Raw genomic sequence first — 22,025 nt, forward strand, 5'->3', positions numbered from 1 at the left:
TGCAGCGCCAGCTCGAATCGAACGCCTTTGTGCTGGGCGGGCGCGACTACAGTGCGCCGGGCCAGCTGGTGGGCGAGTTCATCGCGGGCAAGCCTTCGACCCTGCTGGGCAGCGTGGAGCCCTCGTACAAGCCCGGCGTGGCGCTGGGCGATTTGCACGCTGCCCTGCCCGGCTACGCCATCGAGGCGCTGCGCGAGGCACTGCCCGTGTTTGGTCGCAAGATCAAGGGCTTTGACATGCACGACGCGGTGCTGACGGGCGTGGAGACACGCACCTCGTCGCCGCTCAAGATTGGCCGCGGCGACAACCTGCAAAGCCTGAATACGCCCGGCCTGTACCCGGCGGGCGAAGGCGCCAGCTACGCGGGCGGCATTCTGTCGGCTGGCGTGGATGGGATCAAGGTCGGCGAGGCCGTGGCGCGCAGCCTGCTCGGCGCGGCAGCATGATGCGGGCGCCCAGCTTGGCGCAGTTTGCAGCGGCGGCCCTGGCCATGGCCGCCGTGGTGCTGGCGTCCAACATCCTGGTCCAGTTCCCCCTCAATGACTGGCTCACCTGGGGCGCCATCACCTACCCGGTGGCCTTTCTGGTGAGCGAACTGGTGAACCGCGCCCACGGCCCGCAGCAGGCGCGGCGGGTGGCGTGGGTGGGCTTTGCGGTGGCCGTTGCGGCCTCGCTGGTGCTGGCGCCGTTGCGCATTGCCATCGCATCGGGCACCGCGTTTTTGCTCTCACAGTGGCTGGACATCAGCGTGTTCGACCGGCTGCGCCACGGCACCTGGTGGCGCGCGCCGCTGGTGGCCACGCTGCTCGCAGCGGTGCTGGACACCGCCGTGTTCTGGAGCATTGCGTTTGCAGGCACCAGCGACCCGTGGATCACCTGGGCGCTGGGTGACCTGGGTGTGAAGCTGGGGCTGGGGGTGGCGCTGCTGCTGCCGTTTCGCCTGCTCATCGGCCGCCAGCTAGCCCCACCCCACCGCGCGGCCTGAGCCGCACGGCGCCCTCTTCTTTCCGCTTCTTTTTACTTGCGCTGCAAAAAGTCCACGGCCAGCGCGGCCAGGCTGCGCACGCCGGTGGGCAGCTGGTCTTCGTCAATGTCGAACAGCGCAGAGTGGTTGGGCGGGGCCTTGGCAAATTCCTTGCCCTTGGGCGGCGCGCCCAGGAAGTAGAAGAAGCCCGGCACAACCTTCTGGAACTCCGAGAAGTCTTCGGACCCAGCGACCTTGGGGATCACCATGGTCTTGCCGCCCATCGCCAGGTTCAGCGCGGGCAGCGAGGCCTGCGTGAGCTGCGCGGGGTTGGTGGTCACGGGGTAGGCCACCGGGCCAAAACGCACGCTGGCCTTGGCGCCGCTGGCAGCAGCAATCGACTCGGCCGTGGTGGTGATGCGCTTGAGCGCTTCCTGGCGCATGTCTTCGTCGAACGTGCGCAAGGTACCCATCATCTCCACCTTGTCGGGGATGATGTTGTAGCGCGTGCCGCCCTGGATCTGGCCGATGGTGACCACGGCCGGTTCCTGGCTGATGTTGAGCTGGCGGCTCACCACGGTCTGCAGGCCCATCACCACCTGGCTGGCAGCCACGATGGGGTCGATGGTGGCCCAGGGCGACGAGCCATGGCCGCCGCGCCCTTCCACATGGATGGTGATGTTGTCCGACCCGGCCATCAGCGGGCCGCTGCGGTAGCCCACCACGCCGCCGGGCAGGTTGGAGGTGATGTGCAGGCCGTAGATGGCCTGCACGTCCTTGAGTGCACCGGCTTCGATCATGGCCTTGGCGCCGAAGCTGGGCACCTTGCCGTTGGCGTCGGGCTCCACCGGCGCGCCCTCTTCGGCGGGCTGGAAGATGAATTTCACGGTGCCAGGCAACTGCGCCTTCATGCCCGCCAGCACCTCGGCCGCGCCCATCAGCATGGCGGTGTGGGCGTCGTGGCCGCAGGCGTGCATCACAGGCACTTCCTTGCCCAGGTAGTTGGCCTTGGCCTTGCTCGCAAAGGGCAGGCCGGTGTTCTCCAGCACGGGCAGTGCGTCCATGTCGGCGCGCAGGGCCACCACCTTGCCGGGCAGGCCGCCCTTGAGCGTGCCCACCACGCCGGTACCGCCCACGCCGGTCTGCACTTCCATGCCCAGTTTCTTCAGGTGCTCGGCCACGAGCTTGGCGGTGCGCACTTCCTGGCCCGAGAGTTCGGGGTGGGAATGGATGTCGCGGCGCCAATTGACCATCTTGGGCGCCACGGCCGTCACGGCGGCGTCGATGGCCTGCAGGCCGGCGGCATCCAGGGCCTGGGCCTGGGCGGACGATGCGAACGTGAGCCCGCTGAGAAGCAAGCAGGTGGCCAGCGAGATGGCAGAGAGGGGTTTGTGCATGAGGCAGATCCGTGCAGGAAGTGAAAACAAAAGGGAACGCAGCAAAAAAACGCTCGTTCATGCTAAGAGTCCACCCCGCGCTGCATACAAGCGAAAATGGCCATCCACAGAGCCAATATCGCCATGCCCCGTTCTTCTGTCCTGTCTGCGACGGCCCCGGTTTTTCGCATCGACATCCCGCTGCTGCCCGAATCGGCGGTGGGCAATGCACTGCAGTTCATCGACCTCTTGCGCGGCGCCAACCTGCTGGCCGGCCTGCGGGGCGGTGCAGGCTCGCCCCGCCTGGCCTGGCGGCTGCTGGATGCCCAGGGCCAGCCCTTGCCGCAGCAGCCAGGCCCGCTGGCGGCCTACACGCAGCCCACGGCGGCGCCGGCCGACGGCCCCGCACAGGCCTGGTTCATTCCCTCGTTCCACGCGGCCGACATCCCGGCCATCCGCGATGTGGCGGCGCGCCACCGCGCCCTCTCACGCCAGATCGGCATTGCGCTGGATGCCGGGCACAAGGTGCTTACCGTGGGCAATGGTGCCTGGCTGGCGGCGCAGAGCGGGCGCCTGCAGGGCCGCCGCGGCTGCCTGCCATGGTTCTACCTGGCCGGGTTTGAGCGGGACTTTCCCGAGGTGGGGCTGGACGCCGGCCACGACCTGAGCGATGACGGCCCCTGGCTCAGCTGCGCGCTGCCCCACAGCCTGGGTGAGATGGCGATTGCCCTGGTGCGCCATGCGCTGGGCGATGCGCTGGCCCAGACCTGCGCCAGCGTGCTGCGGCTCGACCACGACCGCGCCCGTGCCGCCCTGCAGGCCAACGCGCAGCAACACATCCCCGCCACACGCGACAGCACCCTGGCCCGCGCCATGGCCTGGATGGAGAACCATCTGGACGAGCCGTACTCGCTGGCCCGACTGGCGGAGGCAGCGGCAGTGAGCCCGCGCACCTTGCTGCGGCACTTTCAGCAGGAGCTGTCGCAGTCGCCGCTGGACCACCTGCACAGCCTGCGGTGTGCACGCGCCAAGGTGCTGCTGGAGGTGACGCTGGAGAGCGTGCCCAGCATTGCCATGGCCTGCGGCTACAGCGATCCCGCCGCGTTCCGGCGCATCTTTGTGCGCTACACAGGCATGGCACCGGGGGAGTACCGCAAGCGCCATGCCTTGCGCGCGCCGCGCAGGCGCTGGCGGGTGGATGTGGGGGCTTGAGACGCAGCAGCCTCTCTGTCCCGCTGCGAACGCGGCCCCACCACCGTCCCTCCTTGACCTGAATCAACACCCGCAGCGGACAGCGGGCAACACTGGAAGCCCTTGGGCCAGCCATGCATCCGCACGCGCGGCGCAAGGATTCGCGCCCAGCGCGTCCTCACCGGAGCCCCCCATGTCCACTGCCGCACCGACCACATCCCCCGCCCCCGCATCGGCGAGCCTCGCCAAACGGCTCGGCCTGCTCGGCGCCCTGGTGGCACTGCTGGCCGTGCTGGCCTTGCCCACCCCGGCCGGGTTGCCAGTGGCGGGGCAGACCATGCTGGCCATCCTTGCGTTCGCGGTGATCGTCTGGATGACCGAGGCGCTCGAATACTCGGTGAGTGCGGTGGTGATCGCCGCGCTGATGGTGTTCTTGCTGGCCTACGCACCCAGCGTGGCCAAACCCGATGGCGCGGACATGGGCACGGGCGCGGCGCTGAACCTCGCGCTCTCGGGCTTTGCCAACAGCGCCGTAGCGCTGGTCGCTGCCGCGTGTTTCATCGCGTCGGCCATGACCGCCACGGGGCTGGACCGGCGCATTGCCCTCACGGTGCTGTCCAAGGTCGGCGCCCAGACCCACCACATCGTGATCGGGGCCATGGTGGTGGGCTTTCTGCTGTCGTTCATCGTGCCCAGCACCACGGCGCGCGTGGCCTGCCTGATGCCGATCATGATGGGCTTTGTGCTGGCCTTCAAGGTAGACCGCAAGAGCCGCTTTGCCGCGCTGCTGGTCATCACCACGGCGCAGACGGCCAGCATCTGGAACGTGGGTATCAAGACCGCTGCGGCGCAGAACATGGTGGCCATCGGCTTCATCGAAAAGCAGCTCGGTGCGCAGATCACCTGGGGCGAATGGTTTGTGGCGGCCGCCCCGTTTGCAGCCCTGATGACGGTGGCGCTGTTCTTCATCATGACGCGCATGATGAAGCCAGAGATGAAGGAAATTGCGGGCGGGCAGGAGACCATTCGGCAGCAACTGGCCGAACTGGGCCCGATGACGCTGAACCAGTGGAAGCTGCTGGCCGTGGTGCTGGTGCTGCTGGGGTTCTGGTCCACCGAGAAGGTGCTGCACGACTTTGACACCACCTCCACCACCATTGCTGCCGTGGCGCTGATGCTGTTTCCGCGCATCGGCGTGATGGATTGGAAGCAGTCGCAAAAGGGGTTCCCGTGGGGTACGGTGGTGCTGTTCGCGGTGGGCATCAGCGTGGGCTCTGCGCTACTGCAGACCAAGGCGGCGGGCTGGCTGGCCCAGCTCATCGTGGGCCACCTGGGACTGCAGATGGCGCCGGCCTTCGCCATCCTGATGCTGCTGTCCGCGTTCCTGATCGTCATTCACCTGGGCTTTGCCAGCGCCACGGCGCTGGCGTCCACCATGATTCCCATCGTCATCAGCGTGCTGTCCACCGTGCAGACGCCTGGCATCAACATCGTGGGCATGACGATGATCCTGCAGTTTGTGGTGAGCTTCGGGTTCATCCTGCCGGTGAACGCGCCGCAGAACATGATCGCCTACGGCACCGACACCTTTGACGCGCACGACTTCGTGCGCACCGGCATCGTGATCACGCTGACCGGGGTGATCCTGCTGGTGGTCTTTGCGCTGACCTACTGGCCTTGGCTGGGGCTGATGGTGACCCGCACCTGACCTGCAGGCTTACCGCAGCGCCTTCTGGCCCCCAGCGGCTGCAGGCAGGCGGAAGGCCTCCACCAGCTCGGCCAGTTGCTGCGCCTGCACGCGCAGGCCCTGGGCGGCGGCGGACGACTCCTCGACCAGCGCGGCGTTCTGCTGAGTCATCTGGTCGAGCTGCGAGACCGCCTCGCCCACCTGACTCAGGCCCGTGGTCTGCTCGCGGGCGGCAGTGCTGATCTCGCCAATGATGGTGGCCACCTGCTGCACGGACTGGACGATCTCGCCCATGGTGCCGCCAGCGGCGTGGACCAGTTGCGTGCCCTCGTCCACCTGCCGCACGCTGTCGCTGATGAGCCCACCGATCTCCTTGGCTGCCGTGGCCGAGCGCTGGGCCAGGCTGCGCACTTCGCTGGCCACCACCGCAAAGCCCCGGCCCTGCTCGCCCGCACGGGCGGCTTCTACGGCCGCGTTCAGTGCCAGGATGTTGGTCTGGAACGCAATGCCATCGATGACGCTGGTGATGTCGGCAATGCGGCGTGACGACAGGGCAATGCCGTCCATGGTGCCCACCACGCGGTCCACCGCCTCGCGCCCGCGCTGGGCCACGCTGCTGGCACCGGCAGCCAGGGTGCTGGCCTGCGCAGCGGCATCGGCGCTGTGGCGCACGGTGGCCAGCAGCTCCTCCATGCTGGCGGCGATCTCTTCGAGGTTGGAGGCCGTCTGCTCGGTGCGGGCCGACAGGTCGCTGTTGCCCGCCGCAATCTCGCTGCTGGCCCCGGCCACCGACGTGCTGGCCTGGCGCATGCCCACCACCAGCTCGGCCAGCCGCGCCTGCATGCCACCCAGGCGCGACAGCAGCGCCTGCAGTTCGTCACGGTTGCCCGCCTGCGGCGCGGGCACGGGGGAGGTGAGGTCGCCTTCGGCAATGCGGTCGGTCACCTCGGACGCATGGGCCAGGGGCTGCAGGATGGAGCGCGACAGCAGCCAGGCGCAGGCCAGGCTCAGCAGCAGGCCCACCAGCGAGCCCGCTGCCAGCAGCGTGATGCCCTGGCTTTCGCTGCGGGCCGCAGCGGCGCGCGCCTCGGCCACACGCTGGCGCTGGTAGTCGGCCAGCTTGTCCACGGCTGCGGCATAGGCGTCAGCGGCAGGGCGCAGCTGCTTGGCAATGGCGTCGGGCGGCAAGGCTTCGCCCGCCTTGCGGCGCTTGACCAGATCGTCCCGCACCGTACGGAAGCCGTTGCCGGCCTTGTCAATGGCGTCGAACAAGGCCTGCGATTCCGGGTCTGCCGCCAGCTCGTCCAGGCGCTTGCGCACCTCGGACGAACGGGCCGAGGTGGTTTTGCGGTCCGCATCGATGCGCGCGGCGTAGGCGGGGTTGTTGTCGATCTCCAGCAGCGTTTCGGCACGGGCGGAGCTGAGCACCACGATGGCGTGCAGCTCGCGCGCCAGCAGCGCGCGCTCGGACGATGCCCCCCCCAGATCGTCCGCAATGTCCTGCAGCCCGGCCAGCCGCCAGATGCCCACCGCCGCCGAAAGTGACATGACGAGGCAGACCACACCAAAGGCCAAGGCCAGGCGGACGGCAACACGTGCGTGAGAGATGGACATGGGAGGCTCTCGTGAGGGTGAATGGGACAACGCGGGCCTACCGTTCAGGGTGGCACCCGTCGGGAATGTATCGACAAAAGGTTACAAGTCCTTGAGCCGGCCCACAACAGGCCCCACCCTGCCGGAGCGCCAAAGCAACAGCCGCAACGCACCCACAAAAAAGGCCGCCACAGTGCAAGACTGTGGCGGCCCTCGGGTCGGTCAGGCGCAGCGCCTGCAGCGGGTTATTGCTGCTGCTGAGCGTTTTGCAGCGCAGCAATGCGCTCTTCGATGGGCGGGTGGGTACTGAACAGCTTGCCAATGCCACCGGCAATGCCCATGGCTGCCACGCTCTTGGGCAGCTCGCCCGGGTGCATGCCGCCCAGGCGGGCCAGGGCGTTGATCATGGGTTGGCGGCGGCCCATCAGCTGGGCAGCGCCTGCGTCGGCGCGGAACTCGCGCTGGCGGCTGAACCAGGCCACGATCATCGCGGCCACAAAGCCCAGCACGATGTCGAGCACGATGGTGGTCACGTAGTAGCCGATGCCGGGGCCCGAGCTGTTTTCGTCGTTCTTGCGCAGGAAGCTGTCCACCGCGTAGCCGATGACACGCGACAGGAACACCACGAAGGTGTTCATCACGCCCTGGATCAGCGTCATGGTCACCATGTCGCCGTTGGCGATGTGGGCCACCTCGTGGCCGATCACGGCCTCGACCTCATCACGCGTCATGCCCTGCAGCAGGCCGGTGGACACGGCCACCAGCGCCGAGTTCTTGAACGCGCCCGTGGCGAACGCATTGGGGTCGCCTTCAAAGATGCCGACTTCGGGCATGCCGATCTGGGCCTGGTCGGCGAACTTGCGCACCGTCTCGACGATCCAGCGCTCATCGGGCGAGCCGGAGCCATCGATCACGCGCACGCCCGAGGTCCACTTGGCCATGGGCTTGCTGATGAGCAGCGAGATGATCGCGCCGCCAAAACCCATGATGAGCGCGAAGCCCAGCAGCGCGCCCAGGTTAAGCCCGTTGGCCGTGAGGTATCGGTTGACGCCCAGCAGGCTGGCCACCACCCCCAGCACGACAACGACGGCCAGGTTGGTCATCACAAACAAAAGGATCCGCTTCATGGAATGGTTTCTCCGTGGGGTAAACAACAACGAGTGTTTGCTGGCTCAGATGGGGGCCGGGGGCCGCGCTTCAAGCGCCGCCACCCTGGGTGGCAAAGGCACCCGCCCCATGGCCGCGATTGCATCGCGCTATGGTAGGTGCAAACCCCGGCCAAGGCCTTATCACACAAGGCTTGGCGGGAATTACGGCACAGGCGCTGCGCGCAAGGGCCGGAACACCTGCGCATCGTCATAAAAGCCCTGCGCCTCGTTGGCAGGCCACCAGCCGGGCACGCCCAACACCGGCAGCGGCGTGAAGGGCTTGGTGGACCATGCCGAGGCGTCCACCTGATCGGCCAGCCAGCCATCCACATCCGCTATTGAATTCATAGCTACTGGCGCATGAAATACATGCGCCACCATGGGTTTTCGCGGGGAAACCAGCTTTTCGAGCAGTGCGTGCCCGAACAGCACCAGCCGGGCCTCGGCCCACAGCGGGCGCAGGTCGATGAACAGGCGCTGCCAGTCCCGCGCCCGGAGCGCATCCCACAGGGCATCAGGCGCCTGCAGCAGCGCGCCGTTTTCATCGAACACCGTGACGGCATCGCGCAGCGGGCCACGCACGGCCTGCACGCCATCGGCGGCAAGGGCCTGGGCCTGCAGCTGGTTCAGGCGCCGCTTGGTGCGCGGAAACTGCAGCCAGACCAGGCCGTTGAAGAAGTCGTGCAGGTTGTCGCGCGTGGGCACGCGGCGGGTGTCCCAGATGTATTGCTCGTAGGCGGTGCCTTCGGGCAGCGCGGACTGGGGCACAAAGACTACCGGGGCAGCCTGTGGCGCTGCGGTCTGCAATGCCTGGTGCACCGATAGTTCATCCTGCAGCAGCTGCTGGGCCAGGGGTTGGCCCAGGGCGCGCCACGGCGCCAGCCAAGGGGCGCTCCAGTCGATGGCGTCGAAAGGCTGACTTACACCAGCCGCCACGGCAGGGCTTCACCGGCGCGCAGGGGCTTGAGTTCGGCCTCGCCAAACGCAAAGCTGTCGGGCGGTGTCCACGACTCGCGGCGCAGGGTGATGGTGCCGGTGTTGCGCGGCAGGCTGTAGAAGTCTGGGCCGTGGAAGCTGGCAAAGCCTTCGAGCTTTTCGAGCGCACCGGCGTTGTCGAATGCCTCGGCATACATCTCGATGGCCGCGTGGGCGGTGTAGCAGCCCGCGCAGCCGGTGGCGTGCTCCTTGAGGTGCGCCGGGTGCGGTGCGCTGTCGGTGCCCAGAAAGAACTTGCTGCTGCCGCTGGTGGCGGCCTGCACCAGGGCCACGCGGTGCGTTTCGCGTTTGAGCACCGGCAGGCCGGAGTAGTGCGGGCGCACGACGCCGATGAAGATGGCGTTGCGGTTGTACAGCAGGTGGTGCGCGGTGAGGGTGGCGGCCGTGTAGCGGTCGGCCTGCATCACGTAGTCGGCCGCGTCCTTGGTGGTGATGTGCTCGAAGACGATCTTCAGCTCGGGGAAGTCGCGGCGTAGCGGGATGAGTTGCTGCTCGATGAACACGGCCTCGCGGTCGAACAGGTCGATGTCGCTGCTGGTGACCTCGCCGTGCACCAGCAGGAGCATGCCGGCCTTCTGCATGGCTTCGAGCGTCTTGTAGGTCTTGCGGATGTCGGTCACGCCCGCGTCGCTGTTGGTGGTGGCGCCTGCAGGGTAGAGCTTGCAGGCCACCACGCCAGCGGCCTTGGCACGCACGATTTCTTCGGGCGGCAGGTTGTCCGTCAGGTACAGCGTCATCAGCGGCTCGAAGCTCATACCAGCGGGCACAGCGGCCAAGATGCGCTGCTTGTACGCCAGGGCCTGCTCGGCCGTGGTGACCGGTGGGCGCAGGTTGGGCATGATGATCGCGCGGCCGAACTGGGCGGCGGTGTGCGGCACGACGGTGTGCAGAGGCTCGCCGTCGCGCACATGCAGGTGCCAGTCGTCGGGGCGGGTGATGGTGAGGGTTTGGGGGGCTGCAGTCATGGGTGTGATTGTCCCATTGTGGGCAAGAGGCTCCCAAACGCTCTCATTTTCATAGCTGTCGAGGCATATGAACGTAGCGCCACCGAGCAAAATCGCTCAAAGCCGGCGCGCTACGGGCCGGTGGACCGGTTTATTCGGCGGTGATGCCCGCGCGTTTGACGACTGCGCCGAACTTCACCATGCGGTCGGCCATCATCTTTTCGAACGCAGCGGGCGGCATCTCTTCCGGCACGATCACGCCGCGGTCCTTGAGGTTGGCCACCATGGCGGGCGACGTGGCCACCTGGCGCACGGCCTTGTACAAGGTCTGCACCACAGCCTCGGGCGTGCCGGCCGGGGCGGCCAGACCGGTCCAGGAGGTAAGGTTCAGCTCGGGGTGACCCACCTCGGCCATGGTGGGCACATCGGGGAGCTGCGGCAGGCGCTGGTCGGCGGCCACGGCCAGGGCGCGCACCTTGCCCGCCTGGATGTGCGGCAACATGATGACCAGGTTGTCGAGAATGAACTGCACCTCGTTGCCCAGCACGCCCGTGATCAGCGGCGTGCCCCCACGGTAGGGAATGTGCGTGGTGAACACGCCCGTGGAGACCTTGAGCATTTCCACATTGAGCTGGCCCATGCTGCCCACGCCGCCGCTGCCGTAGTTGAGCTTGCCGGGGTTCTTCTTGGCGTAGTCGATGAACTCCTTGAAGGTCTTGAACGGCAGGCTGCTGTGCACCACCAGCGCGTTGGGCTGGCGGCCCAGGATGGCGATGTTTTCAAAGTCCTTGATGGGGTCGTAGCCGATCTTGGGCTGGGTGAGCGGGTTGGCCAGGTGGCTGCTTTGCGACGAGACCACCAGGGTGTAGCCGTCGGCCTTGGAGCGCGCCACATACTGCGCGCCCACCGAGCCCCCGGCGCCCGCGCGGTTTTCCACCACGATGGGCACGCCCAGTACGCGCGACAGCGGCTCGGAATACTGGCGCGCCATGATGTCCACCGACCCGCCGGGCGGGAACGGCACCACCAGCGTGATCGGGCGCGACGGGAATTTGTCCTGCGCCAGGGCGGGCAATGCAGCAAGGCCTGCGAGGCCCAGGCCGGTGGTCAGGAGGTGGCGACGGGAAGGTGTGGTGTGCATGACGGTCAAAGAACTCAAAAATGGGGGGGAGGAGGTACAAAAATCAGGGGTGCGCCAGCACGGCCAGCGCCACGGCCTGCGCGCGTGGCACAAAGGTGGACAGCTCGCAGTACTCGCGTTCGGTGTGTGCGTGGCCGCCCACCGGGCCCGTGGCGCACAGCGTGGGCACGCCCACCGATGCGGTCAGGCCACTGTCGGCAGCGCCGCCAGTGAACTCGCCTTGCACCTCAAAGCCCAGTGACCGCGCGCCCTGCTGATACAGCGCCAGCAGGTTGTCCGGGGTGGGCTTCATGGGCAGGGTGCGGCGCGTGGTGGTGATGCGGCCCTGGGTGCGGGGCACGGACTCTTCTTCGACGATGGCACGCACGCGCTCCAGCAGTTCGTCGGGGTTGGTGTCGGAGGTAAAGCGCAGGTCCACCTCAGCGCGGGCGTGGGGGGCCACCATGTTGGGCACGATGCCCCCTTGCACCACGCCCACGTTGCAGGTGACGCCCGTGGCGGGGTCGGTCAGCGCATGCAGCGCAAGGGTCTTGCGGGCCAGGGCTTCGATGGCGCTGGCGCCAGCGGCGTGGTTGATGCCTGCATGCGCGGCCACGCCCTGCACCTCGAACTCCACCACCATCGAGCCCTTGCGGCTGGTGACCACGTTGCCGCTGACACGGCCCGGCTCGGCGTTGAACACCACACGCGCCCCCCGCACGCGGGCCATGATGAGGTCACGCGTGGCGGGCGAACCGATCTCTTCATCGCACGAGAAGAACAGGTGCAGCGGCGCCTGCAGGCCGCCGCAGCGCGCAAAGGCCTCGGCCACAAACACGTTGAGCACCAAGCCGGACTTCATGTCTGCCACGCCGGGGCCGTAGGCACGCCCGGCTTCTTCGCGGTAGGGGCGTGTGGGCACGGTGCCATCCGGAAACACCGTGTCCATGTGCCCCATGAGGATGATGGGCGCGCCACCGGCTGCAGCGCCCTCGGCCGGGTTGACCTGCGCATGCAGCAGCACGCCATAGCCGGGTACGGGCTCAAACTGCACCGGCACACCGGCAGCCTGCAGGCGCTCGGCCAGGGCATGGGCGACGGCCTTCACGCCCGCCTCATTACGGCTGCCGCTCTCGATATTGACCACTTTTTGCAACAGGTCTTGCATGGACTGCTGCTGTCTGGCCAGCCAGTCCAGGACCTGCGCACGCACCGGCAGCAGACCTTCGTTCAGGGTATTGAGCATCGTTGTCCTTGGGCAAGCCCCAGGTAGGGGCAAAATTTGGGCCGCAGTGTTGCACGCGACCCGGGCTTCTGCAACGTATTTTGCACGAATGAGAATTTTATGAAATCATCATTGCACGAATCCAGCGCCTTGCTGACCGAGCGGCTGGCCCGTCAGGACGCCGACCTGACCGCCAGCGAACGGGCGCTGGCCGAGGCCCTGGGGCGCGACTACCCCCACGCCCTGCTGGAGTCCGCCACCGCCCTTGCTGCGCGCACCGGCACCAGTGCATCGACCGTGGTGCGGCTGTTTGCCAAGCTGGGCTACGGCAGCTATGCCGAGGCCCAGCGCGAGGCGCGGGCCGAGGTGACGGCCCTGCTGCAAACGGCGGGGCAGCGCGCGCCGGTCACCATCGGCACCCGGCGCAGCCTGCAGCAGTGTGTGGACGACGCGCTGCTGCACGACCAGCACAACCTCACCACCACGCGCGACGGGCTGGACATGGTGGCGTTCGAGGCCATGGTGGCGCGCATCGCACAGGGCAAGGGACGGATCTTTGTGCTGGCGCAGATCAACAGCGCCCCGGTGGCCGCCTGGCTGGCACTGCACCTGAACATGTGCCGACCCGGCGTGCACGAACTGGGAGCCGGCGCCGTGGACGCGACCGACCAGCTGCTGTGGATCCAGCCAGAGGACGCCTTGCTGGTCTTCAGCATCCGCCGCTACGCCAGCGGGCCGGTGAAAGTGGCGCAGCGTTTTCGCGACGCGGGCGCCCAGGTGCTGGCCATCACCGACAGCGCTGCGGCTCCACTGGCCGCGCTGTCCCACCACCGGCTGCAGGTGCGCACGTCCAACGCATCGCCGTTCGACTCGTACACCGCCGCGTTCTTCCTGTGCAATGCGCTGGTGTCGGCCGTGGCCCAGCAGCGGCACAAGGCGGTGTCCGAGGCACTGAAGCGGCGCGACGATCTCTGGACTGATTTCGAGTCGCAACTGATCGTGGAAGGCCACCCGCCAGCCGGTCGGCGGAGTAAGCGCTAGCCTGTGCGCAGCAGACGTTCAGCCTTGGGTGGCCCCATGAAAAAAGCGCTCCGGAGAGCGCTTTTTTGTAGCCCCAAACCCTTGCGGCACGGGGGGTGCAAGCACCGTTCAGTGCTGAAGGATCTTGTTGAGGAAGTCCTTCGTGCGGGGCTGGCGAGCGTCGGGGTTGTTGAAGAAGTCGTCCTTGGAGCAGTCTTCCAGGATCTTGCCGCCCACGTCCATGAAGATCACGCGGTTGCTCACCTTGCGGGCAAAACCCATTTCGTGGGTCACGCACATCATGGTCATGCCTTCGTTGGCCAGGCCCACCATCACGTCCAGCACTTCGCCGACCATTTCGGGGTCGAGTGCAGACGTGGGCTCGTCGAACAGCATCACGATGGGGTCCATCGACAAGGCGCGCGCAATGGCCACACGCTGCTGCTGGCCGCCCGAGAGCTGGCCGGGGAACTTGTCCTTGTGGGCGATCAGGCCCACACGCTCCAGCATCTTGAGGCCCCGCTTCTTGGCGTCGTCCGCGCTGCGGCCCAGCACCTTGATCTGCGCGATGGTCAGGTTGTCCGTCACCGACAGGTGGGGGAACAGCTCGAAGTGCTGGAACACCATGCCCACGCGGCTGCGCAGCTTGGGCAGGTTGGTGCTGGGGTCGTGCAGCTTCACGCCATCGACCGTGATCTCGCCCTTCTGGAAGGGTTCGAGCGCGTTGATGGTCTTGATGAGCGTGGACTTGCCGGAGCCCGAGGGGCCGCAGACCACCACCACTTCACCCTTGTTGATGGTGGCCGAGCACTCGTTGAGCACCTGCACCGGGCCATACCACTTGGATACGTTTTTGAGTTCGATCATTTCTTTTTCCTCAATCCAATCTCTTTAGCACCAGCATCGATCAGCGGATGATCGCGATCTTCTGGTGCAGGCGCTTGACCGCCCAGGACAGCGCGTAGCACATGATGAAGTACAGAACCGCAGCGGCCAGGTACGCCTCGATCGGACGACCAAAGTTCTTGCCTGCCACTTCAAAGCCCTTGAGCATGTCGTAGGCACCAATGGCGTAGACCAGCGACGTGTCCTGGAACAGGATGATGGTCTGCGTGAGCAGCACGGGCAGCATGTTGCGGAACGCCTGTGGCAGCACCACCAGCTTCATGTTCTGGCCATACGTCATGCCCAGTGCCTGGCCGGCATACACCTGGCCGCGTGGGATGGACTGGATGCCAGCGCGCATGATTTCGCTGAAGTACGCCGCCTCAAAGGCGATGAAGGTGATGACCGCCGACACTTCCGCGCCAATGGGGCGGCCGATGATGGCTGGCACCAGCAGGAAGAACCAAAGGATCACCATCACCAGCGGAATGGAGCGCATGCCGTTGACGTAGATGGTGGCGGGCACATCCAGCCACTTCTTGCCCGACAGGCGCATGAGCGCCAGCACGGTGCCAAACAGCACGCCCCCGACGGTGGCCACCAGCATGAGGATCAGGCTGAAGTACAGCCCCTTGAGCACGAAGTTGGAGATCAGGTCCCAGTTGTAGAAGGAGAAATCGAGATTCATATCAATGCCCCCCTCCGGCCGCGCCACTCACGACCATGCCAGGGATGCGTGCGCGCTTTTCAATGGAGGCCATGATGCGGTTGATCGCAAACGCCGAGATGATGTACAGCGTGGTCACCGCCAGATAGACCTCGATGCCGCGCGAGGTTTCTTCCTGCGCCTGCATGGCGAACATGGTGAGTTCGGCCACCGACACGGCAAACGCCACGGACGAGTTCTTGAAGATGTTCATCGTCTCGCTGGTCAGCGGCGGAATGATGATGCGGAAAGCCATGGGCAGCAGCACATAGCGGTAGGTCTGGAAGGTGGTGAAACCCATGGCCATGCCGGCATATCGCTGGCCGCGTGGCAGGGCCTGAATGCCCGAGCGCACCTGCTCGGCAATACGTGCCGAGGTGAAAAAGCCCAGCGCCAGCACCACCAGCGCAAAACCGGGCACGCCCCGCAGCACAGGGAACAGGCTGGGCAGCACGTGGTACCACAGGAAAATCTGGACCAGCAGCGGAATATTGCGAAACAGCTCGACCCAGGTATTGCCCAGGCGAACGATCATCGGGCGGTCCTGCAAGGTGCGCAGCGTACCGATGAATGAACCCAACACAAGCGCCAGCAGCAAGGCCAGCAGCGAAACGGACACCGTCCAGCCCCAGGCCGACAGCATCCAGTCCAGGTAGGTGATCTCGCCGCCTTTGCCAAAGCAGCTCTGCACAACTTCCCGGTCCATGGTGTCCTGGCAGAACACCTGCCAATCCCAACTCATAGGAGCACCCCTTTAATTTTTGGTTTTGCGCTGGGGGCCACCCTTGGCCGACCCAACAAAAAAGCCCCTTCAAACCGGCTGGCCGAAGGGGCACAAGCGTTGCAGAGCTTACTTCTTGGCGTAGTCTTCCATGGGCTTGTCGTTAGGCGATGCCCAAGCTGCCTTGGTAGCGTCGGACATCGGCAGGCCGATCTTGGTGTTAGTCGGTGGCACGGGTTGCATGAACCACTTGTCGTACAGCTTGGCCAGCGAGCCGTCGGCGATCTGGCGCTTGATGGAGTCGTCCACGGCCTTCTTGAACGCAGGGTCGTCCTTGCGCAACATGCAGGCGATGGGTTCCACCGACAGCACTTCGCCCACGATCTTGTAATCGGCAGGGTTCTTGGACTTGGAGACGTTGGCAGCCAGGATGGAGCCGTCCATCACGAACGCGTCAGCACGGCCGGTTTCCAGCATCAGGAAGCTGTCGGCGTGGTCCTTGCCAAACACTTCCTTGAAGTCGATCCCGCCAGCACGTTCGTGCTTGCGCAGGGTCTGCACGGAGGTCGTGCCGGTGGTGGTGGCCACGGTCTTGCCGTTCAGGTCCTTGATCGAGGTGATGCCCGAGTTGGCCTTCACCACGGTGCGCACTTCTTCCACATAGGTAGTCACGGCAAACGCCACGTCCTTCTGGCGGGCGGCGTTGTTGGTGGTGGAGCCGCACTCCAGGTCCACGGTGCCGTTGGTCACCAGCGGAATACGGTTTTGCGATGTCACGGGCTGGTACTTGATATCCAGCTTGGGCAAGCCCAGTTGCTTCTGGATGTCGTGCAAAACGATCTCGCCCATTTCGGTGTGGAAACCCACGTACTTGCCGTTGCCCAGCGTGTACGAAAGACCCGAAGACTCGCGCACGCCCAGCGTCACGCTGCCGGAGGCCTTGATCTTGGCCAGAGTGTCATTGGCTTGGGCAAATACGCTGCCTGCAGCCAAGGCGGTCACGGCAACCGCGAGCAAATGTTTCTTCATAGGGATCTCCTTGTGTTGAAAACGAAAAAGGGGGGATTTTAGAGACAGGGGCCTGCCGGGGGTAACCGGTCAGAACCGCACTCCAAAAAGGGGTAGCACGCAACCAGGGATATTAGTCAGAACGGGACCTGGTCGGTAGGGTATTTCCAGAAGTCGCGCAACAAGTAACTGACCGGCAGGTTCAGCACGGTATTGTTTGGCGGAATGGCCTTGTTGAACCACTTGTCGTAAATCGGGTAAATCTCGCGGCTGGTAATCAGGCGGCGCATTTCCTCGTCCACCAGCTTTTTGAACTCGGGGTCGTTCTTGGGCAGCATGATGGCCAGTGGCTCGGTGGTCATGAAGCGGCCCACCACCTTGAGCGCCTTGGGGTCGGGCCGCCCGGCAGCCAGGCCGTACAGCAGCACGTCGTCCATCACAAATGCATCGGCCTCGCCTTTTTCGACCATCTCGACCGCCTTGGCATGGTCGGGTGCCTCCACGATGGTGATGCCCATCAGGCGCTCGCGGTTGGCTTGGTCGGCGGCCTTCAGGGGCGTAGTGCCCTTGGTGGACACCAGCTTCTTGCCATTGAGGTCTTCCACGCGGTCGATGGCGCTGGAGGATTTGACCAGCAGCCGGGCACCGGTGATGAAATGGGGAATGGTGAAGGCCACCTTCTGGCGCCGCTCGGCGTTGTTGGTGGTGGAGCCACACTCCATATCAGCCTTGCCCTGCTCGATCATGGCGATGCGATTGGCCGGCGTGACAGGCACCAGCTCGATCTCCATGTCCTTCTTGCCAGTCTTCTTGCGCACCAGCTCGGCCATGCGCAGGCACAGGTCCAGCGCGTAGCCCACGGGCTTGCCTGACTGGCTGTCGATGTACGAGAAAGGCACCGAGGATTCGCGGTAAGCGATGACCAGCTTGCCGCCGCCAGCCACGCGCTCCAGCACGCTGGCCTGCGCAGATGCACCGACCGCACAGCACAGTGCTGCGAGGCCCCAGGCCAATCCCCAATGCTGAACTTTCATACGATGCCTCTGTGACGGAATGAACCGGGTTTGCAATCTTCGTGCCACCGTGGGGCCCTGCCAAGGCACACGCTGCGTTCCACCGATCCGGCGATGGGGCAGACTGTACGTGTCGTTACGGTGAAATTCCAATGCCGTTTGCGCGCACAACTATGCAAAGTGTTTATGTCCGTATTTACCCTTAGCATGAGGCCGCTTGGGCCTGCAGGTAGGCCCACAGCGCTTGTGCCGTGCCCTTGGGGGTGTCCTTGCCGTTGGGTTTTTCGCGATAGGCACGCACGTCCATGGTCATTTGCAGGCCTTCGGCATCCGGGGGCGCGGCGCTGACCAGGCGGCGCGAGCGCAGCTCCTTCTTCACGGCACTGTGCGGCAAAAAGGCCACCCCGTGCCCCTCCAACGCCATGGCCTTGAGGCCCTCGGCCATGTCGGTTTCGTACACGCGCTCCAGGTGAATGGGCGTTTGCGACTGCTTGAGGATGAGTTCGGTCACCCGTCCCAGGTAGGCGCCGGGCGCGTAGCCCAGGTAGGGCAACGGCTGCCCCGCGCGGCCGGGCAGGCGGTGCACGGGCTGGCCTTCGGCGTCGGCCTTGCTGTAGGGCGACAGCACTTCCTGACCCAGGCTGACCATTTCATAGCGGTCGGCATCGAGCTGGAACGGTTGCGAAGGGTGATGGTAGGCAATCAGCAGGTCACACCCGCCTTCGACAAGGCGCATCACGGCGTCGTGCACGTTCAGCGCGATCAGGCGGCTTTTGAACGGGCCAAACTTGTCGTGCAGGCTGGAGACCCAGGCCGGAAAGAACGTGAACGCCAGCGTGTGGGGCACGGCAAACTCGATCATGTCCTTGCCTGCGCTGGTGTGCGCGCGCAGCATGGCGCGCGTGTTCTGCAGCGACTGGAGCATTTCCAGGGCCTGGTCGTACAGGGTCTTGCCGGCCGGGGTCAGCCGGGTGGGGTAGGAGCTGCGGTCCACCAGGTCGGTACCGGCCCAGGCCTCCAGCGCCTGGATGCGCCGCGAGAACGCTGGCTGGGTCACATGCCGCAGCTGCGCTGACCGGCTGAAGCTGCGGGTTTCCGCGAGACTGACGAAATCTTCAAGCCACTTGGTTTCCATCGGCGCATTATCCGCGCGGCACCCGAAGCGTGCCGCACAGGGGCATGAGGGTTTACACAGTGCTGGCACGGCGCACCAATGGTGTGCATGCATAGCAACCCATCGCATAATAGAAAGCGGCGCCTACAGCGCTCCGCGTCGAGGCCCCTGGTGCACAACACTGCCGGGCAGGGCGACCCGCATGCCCCCGTGTTTGTTCTCCTCCTTCCCCCTGCCCCATGTCCTCCTCCTCCCCCCAAGGGCCTGCGACCGACGCACTGCCCGGCGCCGCGAGTCCCGAGGCCGAGCCCCGCTCGCTGCGCCTTGAAGACTGGCTCACCGTCATCGTCATGGCGGCCCTCGCACTCATCACCTTTGCCAACGTGCTGGTGCGTTACTTCACCAACTCCTCGTTCGCCTGGACCGAAGAAATCTCGGTGTTCCTGATGATCGCGCTGGCGCTCATCGCAGGCTCGGCCGCCGTGGCGCGCGACCAGCACATCCGCATCGAGTACTTTGCCGAGGGCGGCTCTGCCCTGCGCAGCAAGCGCCTGTCGATGCTGGGCGCGGCCACCGTGGCTCTGCTGTTTGGCGTGATCGCCGTCCTGAGTGTTCGCGTGGTATGGGACGACTACAGTTTCGGCGAGACCTCGCCCGGCATTGGCGTGCCGCAGTGGTGGTATTCGATCTGGCTGCCCGTGTTCTCCGCGCTCATCACGGCACGCGCCATCGGGCTGTTCATCCGCCGCAGCCGCGGCACGGGCAGCGATGCCGCCCCTGCGCACGAGGATGCGCAACCATGATCGCAACGCTGCTGTTTGTGGCCTTTCTGGGCCTGATGTTTGTGGGCGTGCCGATTGGCGCTGCGCTGGGGCTGGCCGGTGCCGCCGCCATCGCGCTGGCCAATGCCGACAGCCAGTGGTTCGGCCTGCTGGCCGTGCCACAGAACTTCTACGCCGGGCTGGGCAAATACCCGCTGCTGGCCATCCCCATGTTCGTATTGGTCGGCTCGATTTTTGACCGCTCGGGCGTGGCGCTGCGGCTCGTGAACTTTGCCGTGGCCATCGTCGGGCGTGGCCCGGGCATGCTGCCGCTGGTGGCGATTGCCGTGGCCATGTTCCTGGGCGGCATCTCGGGCTCGGGCCCGGCCAATGCGGCTGCTGTGGGCGGGGTGATGATCGCGGCCATGTCGCGCGCGGGCTACCCGCCCTCGTTCTCGGCCAGCGTGGTGGGGGCAGCCGCCGCCACGGACATCCTGATCCCGCCATCGGTCGCGTTCATCATCTACTCGGTGCTGGTGCCCGGCGCCTCGGTGCCCGCGCTGTTTGCGGCCGGCATGATCCCGGGCATCCTGGCCGGTGTGGCGCTGATCGTGCCCGCCGTGTGGATGGCGCGCAAACACAAGATGGGCGCGCTCGAAGCCACCATGCCCCGCCCCCCATTCTGGAAGAGCCTGCGTGAGGCCACCTGGGGCCTGGCCGCGCCCGTGCTGATCCTGGGCGGCATGCGCGCCGGATGGTTCACGCCGACGGAAGCCGCCGTGGTCGCGGTTTTCTACGGCCTCTTTGTGGGCATGGTGATCCACCGCACAATTGGTGTGCGCGACCTGTTCCCCATCCTGCGCGAATCGGGCGAGCTGTCCGCCGTGATCCTCATCGTGGTGTCGCTCGCGGGCATCTTTGCGTATTCGCTGTCCACGCTGGGCGTGATCGACCCGGTGGCCAACGCCATCGTGAACTCGGGCCTGGGCGAGTACGGCGTGTTGGCGCTGCTCATCGTGCTGCTGATCACGGTGGGCATGTTCCTTGACGGCATCTCGATCTTCCTGATCTTTGTGCCGCTGCTGCTGCCCATCATGCAGCACTACAAGTGGGACCCGGTGTGGTTTGGCGTCATCCTCACGCTCAAGGTGGCCCTGGGTCAGTTCACGCCTCCACTGGCCGTGAACCTGATGGTGTCTTGCCGCATTGCCGGTGTGCGCATGGAATCGACCGTGCGCTGGGTGGGCTGGATGCTGTTCGCCATGTTCCTCGTGATGGTGGCCGTGATCGCCTTCCCGCAACTGGCCCTGTGGCTGCCCGCCAAGCTGGGCTACTGACCCCTTGCCGATGATTTTCTAACCAGGAGACTGAAACAATGAAACTGCGCACCTTCCTCACTTCTGCCGTGGCCGCTGCCGCCGCCCTGGCTTTTACCGCCCCAGCCGCCATCGCGCAGACTGCGTACAAGAGCGAGTACCGCATGTCGCTGGTGCTGGGCACGGCCTTCCCCTGGGGCAAGGGCGGCGAGCTGTGGGCCAACAAGGTGCGCGAGCGCACCCAGGGCCGCATCAACATCAAGCTCTACCCCGGGGTGTCGCTGATCCAGGGCGACCAGACGCGCGAGTTCAGCGCCCTGCGCCAGGGCGTGATCGACATGGCCGTGGGCTCCACCATCAACTGGTCGCCCCAGGTCAAGCAGCTCAACCTGTTCTCGCTGCCCTTCCTGTTCCCCGACTACGCTGCCGTCGATGCAGTGACGCAAGGCGACGTGGGCAAGCAGATCTTCACCACGCTGGAGAAGGCAGGTGTCGTGCCGCTGGCCTGGGGTGAAAACGGCTACCGCGAAATCTCCAACTCCAAGCTGGCCATCAAGAGCCCCGCCGACCTCAAGGGGCTGAAGATCCGCGTGGTGGGCTCACCCCTGTTCCTCGACACCTTCACCGCCCTGGGCGCCAACCCCACACAAATGAGCTGGGCCGACGCGCAGCCCGCCTTTGCCAGCGGCGCCGTGGACGGCCAGGAGAACCCCATCGCCGTGTACCAGGCCGCCAAGCTGCATACCGTGGCGCAGAAGCACATCACCATGTGGGGCTACGTGAACGACCCGCTGGTGTTCGTGGTGAACAAGGACATCTGGGCTTCGTGGACCCCTGCGGACCGAGAGATCGTGAAGCAGGCCGCCATCGACGCCGGCAAGGAAGAAATCGCCATCGCCCGCAAGGGCATGGTCGAGGCTGACAAGCCCCTGCTCAAGGAAATCGCCGCCAACGGCGTGACCGTCACGCAGCTGTCGGCCGCCGAGCGCGACGCGTTCGTGAAGGCCACGCGCCCCGTGTACGAAAAGTGGAAGGGCCAGATCGGTGCCGACCTCGTGGGCTCTGCCGAGAAGGCCATTGCTGCACGCAAGAAATGACCCTTTTGGGTGGACTCGGCACCGGTGCGTGGCAGTCGCCCGGTGTTTGCCAAAGCCCCGCCATGGCGGGGCTTTTTGCTGGGTAGACCTGAAGACGGGCCCTGGTGCTGCATCCGCCATTTAACTATCAATTTGATAGC

Annotated in this window: 21 protein-coding genes; 8 read left to right on the forward strand and 13 right to left on the reverse strand. The window is 65.7% G+C overall.

The window, feature by feature from the left end:
• The coding region (locus ISS20_RS05655) for an FAD-dependent protein (RefSeq protein ID WP_366827691.1) at positions 1-446 on the forward strand (446 nt) is incomplete at its 5' end.
• The gene (locus ISS20_RS05660; protein WP_291434566.1) at positions 443-985 is read left to right on the forward strand and encodes a VUT family protein; all 543 of its coding nucleotides are present in this window, start codon (positions 443-445) and stop codon (positions 983-985) included. The genes ISS20_RS05655 and ISS20_RS05660, both read left to right, overlap by 4 nt.
• 32 nt (positions 986-1,017) lie before the next feature.
• Here the strand turns inward: ISS20_RS05660 and ISS20_RS05665 are convergent, their stop codons facing one another.
• Positions 1,018-2,361 (reverse strand): amidohydrolase, encoded by a 1,344-nt coding sequence (locus ISS20_RS05665; RefSeq protein WP_291434568.1) that lies wholly within the window; start codon positions 2,359-2,361, stop codon positions 1,018-1,020.
• 123 nt (positions 2,362-2,484) lie between these two features.
• On the opposite strand from ISS20_RS05665, the gene ISS20_RS05670 reads away from it, so the two are divergent.
• Together ISS20_RS05670 and ISS20_RS05675 are read left to right on the forward strand one after the other, a co-directional pair.
• Entirely contained in the window at positions 2,485-3,552 is a 1,068-nt protein-coding gene (locus ISS20_RS05670) for a helix-turn-helix domain-containing protein (RefSeq protein WP_291434570.1), read from the forward strand.
• 172 nt (positions 3,553-3,724) lie between these two features.
• Complete coding sequence (locus tag ISS20_RS05675; protein WP_291434572.1) at positions 3,725-5,239, forward strand: DASS family sodium-coupled anion symporter; 1,515 nt, start codon at positions 3,725-3,727, stop codon at positions 5,237-5,239.
• A gap of 9 nt (positions 5,240-5,248) precedes the next feature.
• Here the strand turns inward: ISS20_RS05675 and ISS20_RS05680 are convergent, their stop codons facing one another.
• From ISS20_RS05680 to ISS20_RS05705, 6 genes are all read right to left on the reverse strand, one after another.
• Positions 5,249-6,832: a methyl-accepting chemotaxis protein gene (locus ISS20_RS05680; RefSeq protein ID WP_291434574.1), complete on the reverse strand. Its 1,584-nt coding sequence runs from the start codon at positions 6,830-6,832 to the stop codon at positions 5,249-5,251.
• Positions 6,833-7,056: 224 nt separating this feature from the next.
• Positions 7,057-7,938, reverse strand: a complete 882-nt coding sequence (gene htpX / locus ISS20_RS05685; protein WP_291434576.1) for a protease HtpX — start codon at positions 7,936-7,938, stop codon at positions 7,057-7,059.
• 183 nt (positions 7,939-8,121) lie between these two features.
• The gene (locus ISS20_RS05690) at positions 8,122-8,895 is read right to left on the reverse strand and encodes a DUF3025 domain-containing protein (RefSeq protein WP_291434578.1); all 774 of its coding nucleotides are present in this window, start codon (positions 8,893-8,895) and stop codon (positions 8,122-8,124) included.
• The gene (pyrC, locus tag ISS20_RS05695) at positions 8,880-9,920 is read right to left on the reverse strand and encodes a dihydroorotase (RefSeq protein ID WP_291434580.1); all 1,041 of its coding nucleotides are present in this window, start codon (positions 9,918-9,920) and stop codon (positions 8,880-8,882) included. The genes ISS20_RS05690 and pyrC overlap by 16 nt, the downstream gene beginning before the upstream one ends.
• A 130-nt stretch (positions 9,921-10,050) precedes the next feature.
• The gene (locus ISS20_RS05700) at positions 10,051-11,040 is read right to left on the reverse strand and encodes a tripartite tricarboxylate transporter substrate binding protein (RefSeq protein WP_291434582.1); all 990 of its coding nucleotides are present in this window, start codon (positions 11,038-11,040) and stop codon (positions 10,051-10,053) included.
• Between the two features lie 43 nt (positions 11,041-11,083).
• Positions 11,084-12,265 (reverse strand): M20 family metallopeptidase, encoded by a 1,182-nt coding sequence (locus ISS20_RS05705; protein ID WP_291434584.1) that lies wholly within the window; start codon positions 12,263-12,265, stop codon positions 11,084-11,086.
• Between the two features lie 99 nt (positions 12,266-12,364).
• On the opposite strand from ISS20_RS05705, the gene ISS20_RS05710 reads away from it, so the two are divergent.
• Positions 12,365-13,285: a MurR/RpiR family transcriptional regulator gene (locus ISS20_RS05710; RefSeq protein WP_291434585.1), complete on the forward strand. Its 921-nt coding sequence runs from the start codon at positions 12,365-12,367 to the stop codon at positions 13,283-13,285.
• A gap of 108 nt (positions 13,286-13,393) precedes the next feature.
• On the opposite strand, the gene ISS20_RS05715 is transcribed toward ISS20_RS05710, so the two are convergent.
• The 6 genes from ISS20_RS05715 to ISS20_RS05740 all read right to left on the reverse strand — a co-directional run bounded on the left by ISS20_RS05715 (position 13,394) and on the right by ISS20_RS05740 (position 18,732).
• Positions 13,394-14,131 (reverse strand): amino acid ABC transporter ATP-binding protein, encoded by a 738-nt coding sequence (locus tag ISS20_RS05715; protein WP_056059339.1) that lies wholly within the window; start codon positions 14,129-14,131, stop codon positions 13,394-13,396.
• 40 nt (positions 14,132-14,171) lie between these two features.
• The gene (locus tag ISS20_RS05720) at positions 14,172-14,837 is read right to left on the reverse strand and encodes an amino acid ABC transporter permease (RefSeq protein ID WP_291434589.1); all 666 of its coding nucleotides are present in this window, start codon (positions 14,835-14,837) and stop codon (positions 14,172-14,174) included.
• Between the two features lies 1 nt (position 14,838).
• Positions 14,839-15,597, reverse strand: coding sequence for an amino acid ABC transporter permease (locus ISS20_RS05725; RefSeq protein ID WP_291434591.1), 759 nt, complete (start codon positions 15,595-15,597; stop codon positions 14,839-14,841).
• A gap of 108 nt (positions 15,598-15,705) precedes the next feature.
• Positions 15,706-16,605, reverse strand: coding sequence for an amino acid ABC transporter substrate-binding protein (locus ISS20_RS05730; protein WP_056059342.1), 900 nt, complete (start codon positions 16,603-16,605; stop codon positions 15,706-15,708).
• Between the two features lie 116 nt (positions 16,606-16,721).
• A complete protein-coding gene (locus tag ISS20_RS05735) occupies positions 16,722-17,618 on the reverse strand; it encodes an amino acid ABC transporter substrate-binding protein (RefSeq protein ID WP_291434594.1) in 897 nt (298 codons plus the stop codon).
• A gap of 181 nt (positions 17,619-17,799) precedes the next feature.
• Positions 17,800-18,732, reverse strand: a complete 933-nt coding sequence (locus tag ISS20_RS05740) for a LysR family transcriptional regulator (protein WP_291434596.1) — start codon at positions 18,730-18,732, stop codon at positions 17,800-17,802.
• A gap of 218 nt (positions 18,733-18,950) precedes the next feature.
• On the opposite strand from ISS20_RS05740, the gene ISS20_RS05745 reads away from it, so the two are divergent.
• The 3 genes from ISS20_RS05745 to ISS20_RS05755 are packed head-to-tail and all read left to right on the forward strand — an operon-like array spanning position 18,951 to position 21,885.
• A complete protein-coding gene (locus ISS20_RS05745; protein ID WP_291434598.1) occupies positions 18,951-19,514 on the forward strand; it encodes a TRAP transporter small permease in 564 nt (187 codons plus the stop codon).
• A complete protein-coding gene (locus tag ISS20_RS05750) occupies positions 19,511-20,809 on the forward strand; it encodes a TRAP transporter large permease (RefSeq protein WP_291434600.1) in 1,299 nt (432 codons plus the stop codon). Before ISS20_RS05745 ends, ISS20_RS05750 begins: the two co-directional genes overlap by 4 nt.
• Before the next feature lie 38 nt (positions 20,810-20,847).
• Positions 20,848-21,885, forward strand: a complete 1,038-nt coding sequence (locus ISS20_RS05755) for a DctP family TRAP transporter solute-binding subunit (protein ID WP_099731254.1) — start codon at positions 20,848-20,850, stop codon at positions 21,883-21,885.
• Positions 21,886-22,025: the final 140 nt, after the last annotated feature.

It is taken from the genome of Acidovorax sp., from assembly GCF_016783915.1.
Lineage (GTDB): Bacteria > Pseudomonadota > Gammaproteobacteria > Burkholderiales > Burkholderiaceae_C > Acidovorax.